Source organism: Brevibacillus sp. NRRL NRS-603 (genome assembly GCF_003013445.1).
Taxonomy (GTDB): domain Bacteria; phylum Bacillota; class Bacilli; order Brevibacillales; family Brevibacillaceae; genus Brevibacillus; species Brevibacillus formosus.
On the sequence record NZ_PXZN01000012.1, the window covers coordinates 881,444 to 899,164 of the forward strand.

Annotated in this window: 1 protein-coding gene and 1 pseudogene; both read right to left on the reverse strand. The window is 53.4% G+C overall.

Going from position 1 to position 17,721, the window contains the following annotated elements; translation table 11 throughout:
* Positions 1-3: 3 nt before the first annotated feature.
* Complete coding sequence (locus tag C7R94_RS10950) at positions 4-7,908, reverse strand: SDR family NAD(P)-dependent oxidoreductase (RefSeq protein WP_106780915.1); 7,905 nt, start codon at positions 7,906-7,908, stop codon at positions 4-6.
* Positions 7,909-7,978: 70 nt separating this feature from the next.
* Positions 7,979-17,680 (reverse strand): annotated as a pseudogene (locus tag C7R94_RS10955) (SDR family NAD(P)-dependent oxidoreductase); the annotation flags it as partial.
* Positions 17,681-17,721 lie beyond the last annotated feature (41 nt).

Here is a 17,721-nt window from a genome sequence, read left to right on the forward strand (position 1 = left end):
TCCTTACACCTCGATATCGAAAAAGTACTGCATAGCCTCGCTTTTGGACATTTCGCCGCGCGAAACTCTCTCCAAAATCACGCGCAGCTGGGTTTCCCCGCTTCCATGGACGGAGGCTTCGCCATCATCCGTTCCATAATCGAATGCGTAATGGGGAAGATTCAATGTTCCCGCTGCTGGGTGATGCATTAGGCTTTCCAAATCCACGGATCGTCCTTGAACCCATTGAAGGGCAATCCGGTACAGCTCCCCAGCATGGTCCTGCCGTTTCGTGTTTACCACATGTACAGATTTACCTAGCCTGCTATTTGGCGAGATGAATATATCCGGGTCACGCACTTCTTCCCCTGCTCTCAACGCTTCCAGCTTCAGTCGCAGATCGTAAACAGAACGATAAATGATAGCCAAACGGTATTCCAAATCGTGGTTAATCCGAATGAGCGAGTCCGAAAGTGCTTCTGCCGGGAGATTACGTTCCTTTCTTAGCAGTCGTAGCATACGATCCGTATAGCTTCGTAAGCTATATTCGGTTTTGGCCGACCAAACGGCCAGATACTCTGACGGCGGGTCAATAGCCGCATCCGCCCCAGTTTCTGTCCGGATGTGCGGACCGATATACTCTTCAACTATAAGCACGGCATATGAACCGCCAGCACCAAACGAATTGATCATACTCCTGCGTGGGAGCAGGTTCCCATTTGACGGGTCAACCTTCTGCTCCCAGGGCTCGAATTTCTCCTGCAAGTAAAACGGCGTGCCTTCCAATTTGAGATTCGGATTGCGCACGTCAGCATGAATCGATGGAACGAGCATCCGGTATTTCAATTGCAACAGCACTTTACTGAGCTGCGAGATGCCGGAAGCCGCTTCAAGATGCCCGATGTTAGATTTGACCGATCCGATGGCACAATATTGCTGCTTGCCGGTAAATCGCGAGAAAGCGCTGCGTAAAGCCGCGACCTCGATGGAATCGCCCAGCGGCGAACCGTTAGCCGCGCACTCGACGTAGGTAATCGATTCGGGATTGACCCCCGAACGCTTGATTGCCGATTCCATGAGCTGTGCCTGCTGTTTCGGATCGGGGACGCTATATTTTTGCCGGCCGCCGCCATGATTAACTCCGCTGTACGTGATGACCCCGAGGATCTGGTCTCCGTCACGTTCAGCCAGAGAAAGCGGTTTGAGCAGCACCGCCCCGACGCCTTCTCCGGGAACATAACCGTCACCGTCGCCGAACGATTTGCTCTTGCCGCCAGTCGCGAGAAAATTGACCTGCTCCAGGGCCTCGTATTTGGACACGTCAAGCGTCAGGTTAACTCCGCCGGCAACAGCCATGGAACACCCGTTCTGCCTTAGGCTTTCGCAAGCGAGATGTATCGCGGTAAGCGAACTGCTGCAGGCGGTATTCACTGTTAAGCTAGGACCTGTCAGGTTGAAGAAATGCGATGTCCGGTTTGCGATCTGCCAATCGGTCCGATTCGAATGAAGCGCCGCCTGCTCCAACGACGGCATCTGCCAGCCATATTGGCTGTACATCGTTCCGGCAAACACGCCGATACCAGCCTGCTCCCGGTTCTGCCAATGCTGTATCGCCGCTTTGGAATAACCTGCGCTCTCGAACGTTTCCCAGACCGTCTCGAGGAAGAGCCGGGCTTCCGGAGGAAGATCCCGGGCTTCTTCGGCATCCATTTCGAACAACCGATGGTCGAAGCGATCGACTGCATCTAAAAATCCGCCGTAATAAGCGGCCTTCTGCTCGGTTTCTTTGACCGACGACCTCCGAAGCAACGTTCGGCACCATCGGTCAGCAGGCACTTCCGTGATGCAGTTCTCTCCCGACCTGAGCCGCTCCCACAGCTCCTCCAGTTGATTGGCTTTCGGGTATCTACCCGCTACCCCGATAATGGCGATACCATCCTGCTTCAAGGCACTCGAATTCACATCCTGCTGTTGCGTTTCAAACGCTTCACGGACAGAGACCGGGCCTGAGGGCGGCGTTACGGAAATATGCGGGGCTGGAGGCAGGTCTATAACATCCACCGGCCATGTTTTTCGAATCTGTTCCGCATAATGATCGGCCAAATAAGCAGCTGCCTCACGGACAGTGTTATGTTCAAAAAGGAGCGTTTTGGGCAACTCTCCGGTCAGTTTTTCCAGCTCGCGGATCAGATCCAGCTGCATGATGGAATCCATGCCGTATTTATCGAATGCTGTATTGGAGTGAATATCGTCTGCAGATATTCCGATAATACCGGCCAGCTGCTGTTTAACCCATACCGTTAATTCGTCCCGGAGCACCGCGCCATGATGATGAGCTTTCGGTTTCTTTGGACGGGCAGGACGGTTCACCAAACGGATGTAGGCCCTTAAGCGTTCTGGATCACCATGCATGAAAAGCAGTTGATCCCGGTCTGTGCCAAATGCCCGGTACAAAGCCTGCATACCATTCATTGCCTTCATGGGAGCCATACCGATCCTGTCTCTTAGGCTCTGCTCGGTTTCGCGGGTAACTCGCATACCGCCATCCTGCCATAATGGCCAGTTAATGGAGAGCATTCTGCCTTTACGGCCGCCGGCGGATGATTGTCCGTTTCGATATGCAGCGTAGGCATCCATAAAGCCGTTCGCCGCAGCGTAATCGGCTTGTCCGTAATTGCCGAGCACAGCCGCAGCAGCGGAGAATACAAGCACCCAGTCGACTTCCAGCTCTCGGGTTGCGTCATCCAAATGGACAACTCCCTTTACCTTCGCACCCATAACATCAGCAACCTGAGTCTTGGTTTTATGAACAAGGAGACTGTCTCTCAGCAAGCCTGCGGCATGAATGATTCCGTTCAGCTGTCCGTACTTGGACCTAACCTCTTGGATGACGGCAACGGTCTGCTCCTTATCGGATACGTCCATCTGCATGTATACTGCTTGTGCGCCTAAGCTTCCTAACGCGGCAAGCTTCTCACGGATCGCTGTACTGGCCGGCGTTCTTCCGGCAAGCACAAGCGTCGGAGAGGCGACTTTCCCTGCGATCTCCTGGGCAAGTGCATATCCCAGACCGCCGGCACCGCCTGTAATGAAATAAACGCCATTATGCTTCCACGGAATGTCAGCCGCCGAAGGGATCTCCTCTCGTTCAACCCAATGCTGAACCTGTCGAACGCCCTTGCGATAACGAATCATAAAGTCTTCCGGGCAGCTCCTGTTCTCGAGAAGCTTCCGAATTAAATCCTCCGCTCGAACATTTTGTTCCAGCTCGATGTACTGCCCGATAAAACCGGAATACTCCAGACATGCCGTCCGTAGCAATCCGGTCAGACCCCGAAACAGCCAATCGCTTTCCGAACTCAACGAAGCAATCTGGATTAGCGTCTCCCCGTGAACCCCTGCTGAATGGATAGATTTGAGTTCTTCCATCATTTGAACGGCGTAAGTCTCGTAACGCTCCGTTATTTCCGCTGCACGGCCTGCGCTAAGCGTCACATATCGGGTCATGCTGTCAGCTTCCGATTGTACAAAATTGACGATCGATTCATTCGGTTCGCATAGGAAGACGATATGCCGCGATGTCGTTTCGGAGTCATCTTCACGGACGGCCTCCTTTTCTACCCATACCGGCTCCCACAAGAGTGTTTCATTTCCTTGTTCAGCTGCTACGTCTTCCAATTTGGGCTCCCGGAAAGCTAAACCAATAAGCCGTGCACAAACGTTCCCTTGTTCATCGCACAAATCGATGTCGGTCTGCCGGGTCCGTTCATCGAACAGCGCATTCGCGCTCCGTCTTATATGGGCCCACATGTCCGATGTACAGCTCTTATAAACACGAAGCTCCTTAAGTGCAAAAGGAATGACCGATTTAATCCGGTCAAGAACGCTGCTTCTGTCCGCGAGGTCCGCCGTAGCTACGACACCCGCCGCTTGAAGCGCTGCATCCAGCATGCCGGGATGAAGCCCGTAATGACTGGCCGTTTCCCGCGCGGCAGCCGGCAGCCGAAGCTTGGCCAGCGATTGTTCCTCGCCAATATATAGACGTTCGATGCATTGAAAGGTCGGACCGTAATTCATGCCGATCTGCCTGAAAGCCGTATAACACTGCTGTGCATCCAGCATCGCCAAGCTGCACTTCTGCCGGATTGCGTCCAGGGTTACATTCTCCGCGCGAGAAAACGGTACGACCGCAGCTTTGCCTTGGTGGCAGCGTACCGCTTCGTCCTGATCAGCTGCTGTGGCGTATATGCCATAGTCAATGGTACCGTTATCTACGGTTTCCATATGAATTTCAAGCTCCGTATGCGGACCGTCCACACTATAGGGCCGAGTCCAGAACAGATCCTTCAACCTAATTTCATAGTCTCCGCCACTTGATCCAAATGCCATCCCGACAGCGGCTCGGGCCATCTCCAGAAAGGCTACACCCGGTAATAACGATCGTCCCATAATGACGTGATCCGCCAGAAAAAACTCGTGGCCCGTGAACGTGGAGCGAAAGCCTGTCCCTTCAACCGCCGGTATTTTACGGTGAAGGAGCGGATGCAGGACAGCGCCCCCCGCTGGTTTTGTCCGGATAGCTTGCCTTGCGGTGGATTCAGGCACCCAATAACGTTCCCGCGCAAACGGATAAACAGGAAGCGCCAACCTGATATAACGGCCATCCGCGAATAAACGGTCAAATGACATCTCATAGCCTTGCGTATACAGTTCCAAAATCGACGCAATCCGTTCCAAATAGTTCATTCCCTCGGTTTCCCGCGCACACGCATCCATACAGGCATAGCCATAATGATCGCTCGGGAGCTCCTCTAGAGGCAGCTGTGCTCCGGGATCGGATTGAAACAGGTCTTCGGCTTGCCCGTTCTCTAGCCATGCGTTCAACCGCTCCGCCAATTGTCCGGCGTTCTGCACGAGGCAGGCGAGCCTGTGCGAAAAGTGCTTTCGGCCCAGAAGAAGCGTAAAGCTTACATGTCCAAGATCGACATTCGGTTCGCCTTTGACGTACGCTATCATTTGTTCCGCTTGCCTGCGCAGTTGTCCGGCTGTCCGCGCCGACAGTGCGATGAGGTAAGCGGGCTTGTGCGTACGCGGCGGCGCCATATCCGGAGCTTCCTCGATTACCATATGGGCGTTCGTTCCGCTAAATCCGAATGCGCTGATGGCCGCTCGCCGTTTCCCCCCTGCCTCAACCTCCCAATTCTTCAGCGATGTATTGATGTAAAATGGACTATCAGATGCCTCGATGTTTCCATTTATCGATTGAAAATGCAGCGAAGGAGGCAGCTTCCGATGCTTCATGGCCAGCAAAATTTTCAACAAGCCCGCAATTCCTGCTGCCGCTGTCGTATGTCCGATATTCGTTTTGATCGAACCCAATGCGCAATATCCGGTTTTGCTCGTATGCTGACGAAATGCCCGGCTGAGCGCTTGGTACTCGATCGGATCGCCCAACCGGGTTCCGGTCCCATGCGCCTCGACCAATTGGATGTCCGCCGGGTTAAGACCGAATGAATCATACACCTGACGCAGCAGCATTTCCTGAGACCTTGCGCTTGGTGCCGTTATCCCATTTGTTGTCCCATCTTGATTCGTGGCGCTACCGCGGATGACGCCATAGATGGAATCTCCGTCTTTCAGTGCATCCTGCAGCCGTTTCAACACGACGACACCTACACCCTCACCCGGAACGAATCCGTTAGCACGGTCGTCGAAGGTATAGCATCGTCCATCTGCGGAGAGCATTCCAGCCCGGGTTGCGCTAATATAGAAGCTAGGCGTTGGCTGAAGAAACACCCCTCCAGCAATGGCGGCCTCGGTCTCCCGGCTCCACAAGCTCTGACAAGCCAAATGGATGGCCACAAGCGAGCTGGAGCACGCGGTATCTACCGTTACTGCTGGTCCCTGCAGATTGAGATAGTACGATAGACGTGCGGGAATAACAGACCCTGCGTTCCCCCACATCGCTTGTGCTGGAGGCCGGCCCTCGATCAGCTCGGCGTAATAATTCATATTAAATCCGGCATAAATCCCGCAAGCTCGTCCATCCATTCCCTTTCCGGCATAACCGGCATGCTCAAGCGCCTTCCAGGCCTCTTCCAGAAAAAGCCTTTGCTGCGGGTCCATATAGGCAGCTTCCGTTGGGGAGATGTTAAAAAATAACGGGTCAAAAAGATCGAAGCCTTCGATGAAGCTGCCGAAATTGCAGAAAGAATCGTTCTCCATATAAGAAGACAGGTCCCAACGTGTTACCTTCTCCACGAGGTCGTCGCCATTTTCCAAGTGCTTCCACAATTCCTCGAGTGTATCCGATTTGGCAAATTTACCACTCATGCCGATGATGGCGATCGGCTCTTTATAAAAGACCTCTCCCAACTGATCCGTCCCATCGGAGGAAACGGTTTTCTTCTCTTGCTGCACGGGCGGCTTTCGTTGGCCTGCCTCTTTATCAGAGGACACGGAAGGTACGTTGCCATCTGTTTCTGCCCATTGAGCCGTAATAACCGGACCGAACGCACTCCACAAATAATCGGTCAATTTCCGGATCGAGCTGTAATCGAACAAAATCGTCGTGGATAAGGCGGTCCCCAAGACGTTGTTGATCTGCTTAACGAATTGAACCCCGGTAATGGAATCCAAACCGTAATCAGAGAACGATTCATCTATATCGATGCGCTGTTTGTCGAGCTTTAGCGATACGGACAAGTTTTCCATTAATATACTCCGTATACGGCGTTTAACTTGACCTTCGTCCATTGCTTCATGTACAGAGACAGAGTCTTTCTCTGTCTTCTTCACCATAGTGGAAGCAGAACCGGTCGCTGCCTCCATCCATGCAGCATCAGCTTCGCTGATTCGCGCTTGGCGTACGATACCGTCGCTTTGGGCAATAATGATCTGCTGCCCCAGCGCATGAGCTTCCTTAACGGGGAACAGCACGTGCTGAAAACCTTCTTGACTCAGAACCCTTCTCCAGGTTTCCGGGTAGAGACCCGGACAGCCCGGGATCCGAAGCATATGATCCTCGTATAGCCACCACCCTTGCAGTAGACCGAATGTCAGATGGGCAAACAACGAGTTGTCGCTGATCTCATTGATGAGCAGCAGACCGTTTTTTTTCAGCAGCGTCTTGGCATTTCTGAGGGTTGACCGAATATTAGCCGTCGCGTGAAGTACATTTGACGCAAGCACAAGATCATAGACGCCTGTTTGAATTTGCTGCTCGGCGCAAGGCTTCTCGACATGATAGAGCTGGCAGGTCAAGTATGGCGCCTTCGTTCCAAAGACGGCTTCGGCATGCCGAAGAAATCCCTGCGAAATGTCCGTATACTTATATTCCGCTATCCGGTCCTGATAGGCTGTAAGCTTACGGATCACCATGGCGCTCGTCCCGCCTGTGCCCGCACCGATTTCCAGCAATCGAAACCGCGCATGCGGATTTTGTTTCAAACTTGCTTCGATATAGGCAACAACCGCATTAGCCATTCCCTCATTAAAGTAATCCGCAATCTTATTGTCTTTATAAATACCTTCAACCAATTCCATGGAAGAGTTAGGAAAAAGGACATCTGTAGCCGGCAGCTTGCCTGTTAAGATGTCCGGGAGCCGATGAAGCACCGCATCAAGCAAGGTGACCCGCGCCCGCAAGCTCGAATCTTCCAGCCAGGCCTGTTTGCGGTTATTCCACTCGCTCCATGCGGTTTCCAGCCCGGTGCTTCGATCGTTAGCAAAATAAGCCGTATCCTTTATCCTCAGCCACCCGTGTTCTGTCAGAACGGCCAGGGTATGCTCAAACCAGCGCTCATATTTACCGTCTATTCCTGCTGCTGCCATTGATGCGGACGTAATAGAACCGGCTTCCGCAAATTCCCCCATGGTTCGAAGCTGCTGCCATAGCAGCCGGCTTAGCAGTTCTTCCATTTCCCTCATACAGAAGCCTCCATCTCCGATTTTTTCCGAATCTATTTGTTTATCCGATATGCTCCGCAAGGAAGGCCTCCAACTGTCCAAGCGTTGCCTGTTGAAGGAGCGTATCGCTTGTCATAGCAAGCTTATAGTGATCGGATATCCACCGGGAAAATTCGGCCAGCTTAACAGGGTCGAATCCATACTCATAGAATGGGATGTCCGCTTCGATTTCTTCCGCTTGCACATTCAATATGCTCGCTGCCGCCCGTAGCAGGGAATTTCCAAGTCGGTCCACAGACTCTCCCGCTCTAAGCAAGTCCGAAGCTTCAGCCTTCGGAACCGCGGGCAAACGAAGATGATTGACGATTTGCTCGAAAGACAGGCTGTCCTCTTCCAGATAAGCTTCCAGCTCATCGGCGATCGGCTGGCCAAACGTTTCATTATCTGCCGCCGTTTTCATCAGGGCAAGCTGATCGAAAGGTCCGGCAAGCAGCGATTCGAGCACGTCCATCGCCTCGCCTGGTTCAATAGAGACAATGCCTGCTTGCGCCATTCTCCGGCGATAATGTTCCGACGACACAGCCCCCGTGCTGCCCCAATAGCCCCAGTTTATGATCTTCACGGCGCATGGCCACTCCGTCGCCAGACGCTGCGCGAACGCATCCTTGAACGTGCAGCCTGCCGCATAGTTGCTCTGCCCCTCCTGCTTTAGAAACGCGTTCATTGATGAAAAGAACAGGACAAAGTCCAGCTTTTCATGACCGAATATTTGTGCCATTCGTACGCTCACATCTGTTTTCGGGCGCAATCCCGCAACGAACCGCTCCTCTTCCATGTTCGCCAGGCTTTGATCCAGCAGTACGATGGCCGAGTGGACCAGTCCGTGGATGCGTCCGTATCGGTTTCTTATTTCCTCATACGCCCGCTCCATCGCCTTCCCGTCAGTCGCATCCGCTTGGATATAGTGTGGAGCCGGTCCAAGCTTCGCCAGCCGATCGATCTTGGCCTGTATGCCGGTATCCTTCCCCCGTCGCCCGATCCAAACGATGTTCGCCTGATAACGCTGAATCATATACTCGCTCCACACTTCTCCGATGCCGCCCGTACCGCCGATGACTACATAGACGCCACCCTTCTTGTATACGGTAGCTGTAGTCTTGGTCATGCGCACTGGCATCAGTCTCTGCCGGTACCATTCCCCGGACCGATACGCCCATCCATCGCCCCGCGCATCCGGCGGGAGTGCGAACAGTTCCTCGAGCGGCCAGCTGTTATCCGTCTCCATGTCCGCAAGACAGACGGACCAGTTCGGATATTCCTTGGCCATTGAGCCGATTAGCCCGTGGAGGCTTGCATGGGCAGGCTTAATCGCGTCGCCGCGGTAAACCTGGACGGTTCGAACCGTGATGATGCTCCACCGTAACGGCTTCATGCCATATCCAAGGGCCAACAAGGCTTTTATGGTCCGAAACAGGAACAGTACCCCTTCACGCTGCGCCTCTAGCATGGCCTCTGATTGTGCTATTTCTATCGAGTCATCCGGGGCAATCCAGATCAAATGTCCGATCGGACCGGACAGTTCCAGCTTCCGTGCCAATTCCGCCGTGTTCTGTCCCGCATAAACCTGCACATCCGATGCATCCTCCACATGCCGCCTTATCTCCGCGACCCTTGCGGCCGTACTGCCAATAATAACTGTACGGCCATACGGTTTCCGATCAGCCGCGTTTCTTACTGGTGATGGTACAGGGTCCCACACAGGCACGAGCAATCCGTTATGTGTAAGCGGAGATCTAAATTCCTCAGCGGAAATAACCTTTGCCGTCTCATCAGGCTCAAGAGCGAGCTCGGAAGTTTGTCGTTCTAAAGAGTGGAACGCCCCTGGTTCATCACTAGGCGATACCGATGGCAACCAGTAACGCTCCTGTGCGAACGGATAGGTGGGCAGACTGACCCTCTTCGGCTTATCACCTTCTTCATAGAGACTGCTCCAGTCGATATCCAGCCCTTTTACCCATAGATCCAGGAGCTTCGCGTATTTGCCTTTGGTCATCCAGGCCCCGACCGCTTTCATCATATCTTCGTCCACCGCAATGAGCGCAACGGTTTCCCGGTTCTGTTTTACCGATCCTCTGTACAAATCCGGAATTCCTAGCTGCCCATCCACATATTGGATAAGCTTTGCCCGCAGCTCCTCGATTGTTTTTACGACGATGGCCATACGCTCTTCCATCGCCTCTCGGCCTACCTGGAGTGTGTAAGACATGTTAATCAGGAAAGAATCGTCATTTTCAAGGTCTTTATTAACTGCCTGCAGCAAACGACGAGCTCGTTCTTTTAATTGGTCTTCACTTCTTGCGGAGAGCACGATCATGCATTCTCGCTGAGCTTTTGGCGCATGCACGGCACGCTTACGATCCGGAATATACTCGGCAACGATGAGATGAGCGTTCGCACCGCCGGCTCCGAATGAGGAAATGCCAGCCATTCTCGGCTGCTCCGCGATTTTCCCGTCATGCACCATCACCGGACGCTCCCACTCCCCTAGCTCCCGCTGAACCTGAAACGGCGTAGTAGCGAAATCGATAAATGGGTTGGGCGTGTCGGCATGCAGCGACGGTACCAGCTTCTGGTGCTTGAGCTGCAGCAGCACCTTGGTCAGACCCGCTATGCCTGCGGCACTTTCACAGTGACCGATATTCGATTTGACGGAACCGATCGCACAATATTGCTTGTCCTTGGTATAAGCTTCAAAAGCTTTAGAAAGCCCGGCAATTTCAATCGGATCGCCAAGAGATGTGCCCGTACCATGGGCCTCTACATAGCTGATTGACCTTGCGTTTATACCCGACTCCTTCAACGCGCGCGCAATTGCGGAAGCCTGCGCATTCGGATTCGGAACATAATAACCGTTCGTTCTCCCGCCGTGATTAATAGATGTCCCCTTAATGACGCCATAAACCTGGTCACCGTCGGCGATGGCTTTCGCAAGCGGCTTCAACAGGACGGCTCCAACGCCTTCCCCGGGGACATAGCCGTCTCCGTTGGCTCCGAAGCTTTCGCACCGGCCTTTGGTGGACAGGAAATTGCCTTGGCCAAGCAACAGATATTTGTTTGGATGCAGCGAGACGTTTACGCCACCGGCAATGGCTGCATCGCACTCTCCCCTTTGCAGACTGTGACATGCAAAATGGATGGCCGTCAGCGAGGACGAGCACATCGTATCAACAGCAACGCTCGGACCGTGAAAATTACAAACATAAGATACCCGATTTGCAATCGACGCCGGACTTCCGCTCAGCGCGACCGGATTACCGTTCATCGTCTCCTGAACTCCGTAAAGCTGGTACTCCTCGTACATGACGCCTGCGAATACCCCTACACTGGAACCGGCACCGTCCCCTTTTCTTCCGGCAAGACTGTCCCGGGTATAGCCAGCATCCTCGATTGTTTCATAGACACACTGCAAAAAAAGCCGCTCCTGAGGATCCATAAGCTCCGCTTCACGCGGCGAAATATTAAAAAACAATGGGTCAAACTGATCGACGCCCTCCAGAAACCCGCCCCACTTGCTATTTGTTTTGCCGGACGTTCCTTTGACAGGATGGAAATAAGGGGTATGATCCCATCGTTCCTTCGGAATTTCTGTCACGCAATCAACGCCCTCTTGCAGCAGCTCCCAAAACTCATCCATATTTCTCGCACCCGGATATCTGCCGGCAACACCAATTATCGCGATATCAAGGGGAGCGCTGCCGAGAAGGCTACGCTGCTTAGGGGCGGCATCCTCGCTTTCCTTCTCTGGTAAAAGTACCGTTTGCCGCGTGGCAGAATGCTCCGGCATACGCGCATCTTCCTCCAGCACCTTCGGCTGAGGACGATCGCCGAATAATTGCGCACACCGTGATTCGTGCCGCTGTATGAAAAACTTCGCCAAGTCACGCAGATTTTGATATTCAAAAAACAGCGTTTTCGGCAAGGAACCGAATAGACGCTCGAGCTGTCCCGTCAATTGCATGACGATAATGGAATCCAGCCCGAACGTCATCATGTGCGCATCCGCTTCCACCCGATGCAGAGGCAGCCGGATGACAGACGAAACGATCTCCCTCACTTTTAGGAGGACACGTTCTTCCACTTCGGTCGAAAGGGTGTCCGTTGCCGATTCGTACTGCTGCACGTCATCCGACGATACTTGGATATCCCCTGTCAGGGCTTGCTCCAATCGCTTAGCGCTTCCGGCCGCGACGATCACGTTCGGCGAACCCATTGACATCGCCTGATCGAAGGCCCGGATTCCGGCTTTGGTGGACATCGGAATCAATCCGATCGCCTTGGCGAGCTCACGCTCCGCATGCTCGCCTGCCCGCATGCCGCCTTCCTGCCATAACGGCCAGTTAATGGAACAAGTATGGCCTTTTCTTTGGCCTTCTGCGGCAAGTCTGCTGCGGAAGGCGGCATACGCGTCCATAAACGCGTTCGCCGTGCTATAGTCTGCCTGCCCAGGATTACCGAGCCAAGCAACCACAGATGAAAACATGACGAATACATCCAAAGGGATATGCTTCGTTACTTCATCCAGGTGGACGAGCCCTGAAACCTTAGGAGCCAATACCGTATTCCATTCGTCCTTGCTTTTGCGAAGTAAATAATTATCTGCATGCACGCCGGCGCTGTGAATGACCCCGTTCAAACCGCCGTATTCCGTCTCGATAGCGTGAACCAGCCGCTTTACTTCTTCCATCCGTGTCATATCGGCTTGCTTGTAGAGAATGTCGGCGTTTCCTGAAACTGAATTTTTGATCTCGTACAGCTTATAGGGATCGCACTGTGCTCGGCCGGTCAGAATGATCGTCGCTCTGCGAACAGCTCGGGCGATTTCCTTCGCAAAAATGATACCCAGTCCGCCTGCTCCGCCCGTAATGAGATAAACACCATCGTCCTTCCATAACCGAGAGTTCGTTCCCTCTCCAGGAGCCCGCCTCTTGAGTGTCGTCACCATACGATGGGAACCTTGATAGCCGATATGAGTATCCTCGGGATGATCGAGATTATCGCGAAGCTTTTGCACGATTGCGTACTCTGTATCGTCTTGCGATATTTCGATCAATTGCCCTGACATATGCGGGTTTTCCAGACGCATCGTTTTTAGCAGCCCGCGCAGTCCCGCTAGCAGCTCGCGACCGCTACCAGGGGTATAAACGATCTGTATGACGCCTCTCCCAGTTACTTGGCGCAGTAAGCGCTGGGTCTCTCCGAAGATCCTCTGCGCGAAGCGGCTGAATCTCTGCTCCATAGCGGCCTCTTCAGCCGTCAGCACCAAGCAACGGACACCGGGGAACGCGCTTTCCACCGATGCTTGCAGCATGGGAGGGGGCTCGCACAGGATCACGGTATGCTCGGTTACCGGCGAATTCGCAATTCCAGGCTGTGGAGCTTTTTCCCTCCATTCCGGAACCATAAAGAGGACATCCTCTTGCCTAGCACCCGCCTCCATCGCTCTGGCGCAATACCCCTTCATTCGTACGCAAATATTCCCCTGCTCGTCCAACAGATCGATGTCAAGGCTTGGAAGCTGATTGTGTTGACCGCTGCCGCTGCTGAAGCGGGCGAAAGCCCACATAACAGGCAAGCATTCATTCAGCAGCTCCATCTCCTGTAGCGCAAAAGGAAGGGGCGGAGAAGTACCTAGTTGGTAGCCGACTTCTGTATCGAGTCCGAGCAGCAGACATGAAGCTGCCTGCAGCGCGCCGTCCAGCAAGCTCGGGTGCAGCGCAAAACTCTGCACAGACGCAGCTAAGGATTCGGGAAGCACCAGCTTCGCAAGCGCCTTGCCCTGTCCGGTGAGCAGAATGTCCATAACCTGATGAGAAGGACCATAATTGACACCGATCCTATTAAATATCTCGTAGCATTCCGTCCGGCTGATCGAACGTGTAACACATTCCTTCAGCAGTCGGTCGATCGGAATGCGCGGCTGCTCATCTGGCTCCTCCAGGCGTACGGAGCCTTCACTGCATAAGACGGTTTCGGCTTCTGCCGGACCGTATACCCGAAAAGCAATATCGCCGTCGGTTGAGGGTGTCAGCGTAATTTCGGCCGAAACGGCTGTAGCCCCGGCCGTAATGGGCTTAGCCCATATCACATTTTTGAGCCGGATCTTCTTCCCGCTGTATTCCCCATCGCTTACGGCCGACTGAACGGCCGCCCTTGCCATCTCTAGATATGCAACTCCCGGCAGCACCCGCTGCCCGTGCACCACATGGTCTTCCAAGAAAAACTCTTTTCCAGTAAAGATCGACGTAAACCGTTGTTCGGCAAACGTAGAGATATTCCGATGCAGCAACGGATGGAAAGCCTCTGAGGATTGCAAAGCTTCCTGTACTCCTGCACGCGGACTGCTCTCGCCCTCGTTTACCCAATACCGCTCATCGGCAAAGGGGTAGGTCGGAAGAGACACTCTGTTATAACTGCACCCCTCGAACAATTGTTCATAGTTCAAGGAATAGCCTTGGGTGTATAAGTCTGCCACTGCAGTCAGACTCTCGATAAACTTGGCTTCTTGGTCGGCCGCTGCGCAAATGGCTATACATTCATTGCCATACTGTTTCAGATCTGGCTTCTCCCGTTGCTCTTTCGTGAGGGCATCAGATCCATAGATACCCGGACCTTCTCCATTCATCAGCCAAGTTTCAAGACGGAGAAGAAGCTCCTCCGTATCCCTAGCCAGGATGGCTAGCCGGTCGGCAAAATGTCTCCGTCCGAGAAGAAGCGTTAAGCTCATATCCCCGATGAACACACTACCGTTCTCTCGCCTACAAAACGCAGCGAGCCGTTCCGCTTGCCTGCGTAACTGCTCACCTGTCCGGGCCGACAGTACAATCAAGTAGAGAGAGCGCCGCCGCTTACCGCGTCCGATATGCGGTGGCGCCTCCTCAATGACCGCATGGGCGTTCGTTCCGCTGAAACCAAACGAGCTGACAGCAGCGCGGCGGGGCGTGCCGGGCTCCGTCTCCCAAGCCCGAATGGTCTTGTTGATGAAAAACGGACTGCCTTCCAGCTGGATATTCGAATTGATGCGCTCTGCGTGCAGCGACGGCGGCAACTGCTTATGCTTCAAAGCAAGCAATATTTTCATAACGCCGGCTACTCCGGCAGCGCCGACTGAATGGCCGATATTCGTTTTGATCGAACCAAGAGCGCAATAATGCTCCTTATCCGTATAATGTCGGAACGCACGCGTTAAGGCCTGAAACTCGATCGGATCGCCCAGTCTTGTTCCCGTTCCATGCGCCTCCATCAATTGGATCCCCTGCGGATCGAGTTGGAAGCGGTCATACACTTGGCGCTCCAGTCGTTCCTGGGATTTGGCGCTTGGCGCTGTAATGCCGTTGGTCGTCCCATCCTGATTAATTCCGGAGCCCCGGATGACACCATAAATATGGTCGCCGTCTGCCAATGCGTCCTTCAGCCGCTTCAGCATCACGACACCAACCCCTTCGCCGGGTACAAAGCCGTCCGCCCGTTCATCGAACGTATAGCAGCGGCCGCTCGGCGAGAGCATGCCCGCTCGAATGGCGTTTTCATAAAATCGAGTCGTCGCTTGCACGAAAACACCGCCTGCCAATGCCATTTCGACCTCATTGGACCAAAGCGCTTGGCAAGCCAAATGAATAGCCGTGAGCGAGCTGGAACAAGCCGTGTCAATCGTAACCGCTGGCCCCTGCAGATTAAGAAAGTACGCGATACGGGATGGGATTACGGATATGGCGTTCCCCCAAAACGATTGAGCCGGAGGTTGATTACCGAATAATTCATTGTAATCGCTTCCACAGCATCCGACATAGACCCCACATTGCCGCCTTGAAGCTGCCGATCCCGCGTAACCCGCATCCTCAAGCGTTTTCCACGCTTCTTCGAGAAACAGCCTTTGCTGAGGGTCCATATACGATGCTTCCAGTCCCGAAATATTAAAGAACATTGGATCAAACCGGTCGATCTGGTCCAAAAAGCTGCCGTCGCGGCAAGCATCTGAGCCGCTCCAGGCCAGGTGGGAAGAAAGATCCCAGCGGGTGATCGGGCCTACCAAATCATGGCCGTTTGCGATATGCTGCCACAGCTCGTCCGTCGTTTCCGAGCCGGCAAACCGTCCGCTCATCCCGATAATCGCAATGCCCTCCGCTGTCATCGGGTCACGAGCAATCTCCTTTTCTTGCTCCACAGTTTCGATTACGACGCTGCCAGTTGCGACATTAGCTGCTTCTGCTTTCGGTTCATGCACATTTTTATGTATAAAAACGTCCATATAAGTCGACTGGATATGTGCAGTCAATTCGTTTACGGAGGAGTAGTCGAACAGACTCGTTGTTTCCAGCTCCACCTTTAGCGCCTCATTCAATATACGCACCAGATGAATGCCAAGGATGGAGTCGACGCCGTAATCGGCAAACGATTCATCGTCTTGGATACTATCGGCACTCACCTTCAACGATTCGGCCAGTTTCTCTCGAATAACCACTCGAATCATTTCCGCTATCTCGTGTCGGTCAATTTCCTGAACGCTCGCCACTTCTACCTTAGTACGCTGTGCTGGGTAACCATGCTGCGTTTCGATCCGATCCAAGCGTTCTGAAGACGAAGCCCGGGATCTCGTAGACTCTGCAGCACCGGCAGAGGCCGGACGTTTTTCAAGCTGTCGAACGATGCCGTCGCTCTCTGCAATGACAATTTGCTGCCCCCATTCATGTCTGCCTTCAGCAGGGAAAAATACGTGCCGAAAGCCCTCCGCCTCCAGCACCCGCTTCCATGTCTCGGGGTACAAGCCGGGACAGCCGGGTATTCGGAGCTCTGCATCCTCATACTTCCACCAGCCTTCCAGAAATCCGAAGGTAAGATGGGAGAACAGGGAGTTGTCATTTAATTCATTGAGAAGAAGCAGCCCATTCTTTTTAAGCGCGGCTTTTGCATTGCGCAGTGTTTGCCTGATCTGCTTTGTAGCATGGAGAACATTCGTTGCAATCACCAGCTCATAGGCTCCCGGCTCTATGCGCTGCTCCGCAAGGGGTTTCTCCAGATCGAATATTTGACAGGTCAAATACGGATTGTCAGGCCCGTATTCTTTCTCGGCGTGCATAAAAAAAGCACGGGACAGATCTGTGTAGCAGTATTCCTCAATATTCGCCTGATACGGTTTCAGCTTGCGAAAGACCATCGCGCTCGTTCCGCCCGTGCCGGCGCCGATCTCTAAAATCCGGATGCGCACCGAGGCGTCCTGACGCTTTCTTTCTTGTACATAATCGACCACGAAGTCTGCGATCACTTCATTGAAGTAATCCGCGGCCAGATTGTTCTTGTAAATCCCCTCCGTCAGCGCCATGGAAGCTTGAGGGAATATAACGTCGGTTGCAGGAATTTTGCCCGTAATAATCTCCGGCAGCGCCTTAAGCGCGGCTTCGGCCAAGACGACCTGCGATTTTAGATTCGGGTCGGCGAGCCACTCCGTTTTTTGTCGGTCCCATTCTGCCCAGATGGTCTCGATTTGGACAAGCGATGTATCGTAAACATCGATATTGCCGCCGCTAACCTCGAGATAACCGTGCCGCGCAAGTACAGCGACACTTTCTTCCAGCCATCTATCGTATATCCCGCGCAAGCCGGCAGCTGCTTTTAGCGCATCCATTGTCGTATTTCGTTCCCTAAACATACCAATCGATTGCAGTTGACCCCAGAGTAGCCGGCAAAGAAGCGGATCGTTCCACTTCATTTGCAGACTTCCAACCTTAAATCCCGACATTAGCAGGCCATCCTTTCTTTTATTATGCATCGCCTTCGGAT

Excerpts from the sequence above, each read along its gene's own strand:
- C7R94_RS10950 (WP_106780915.1), bottom strand. The coding sequence starts at position 7,908 with ATGAGGGAAATGGAAGAACTGCTAAGCCGGCTGCTATGGCAGCAGCTT.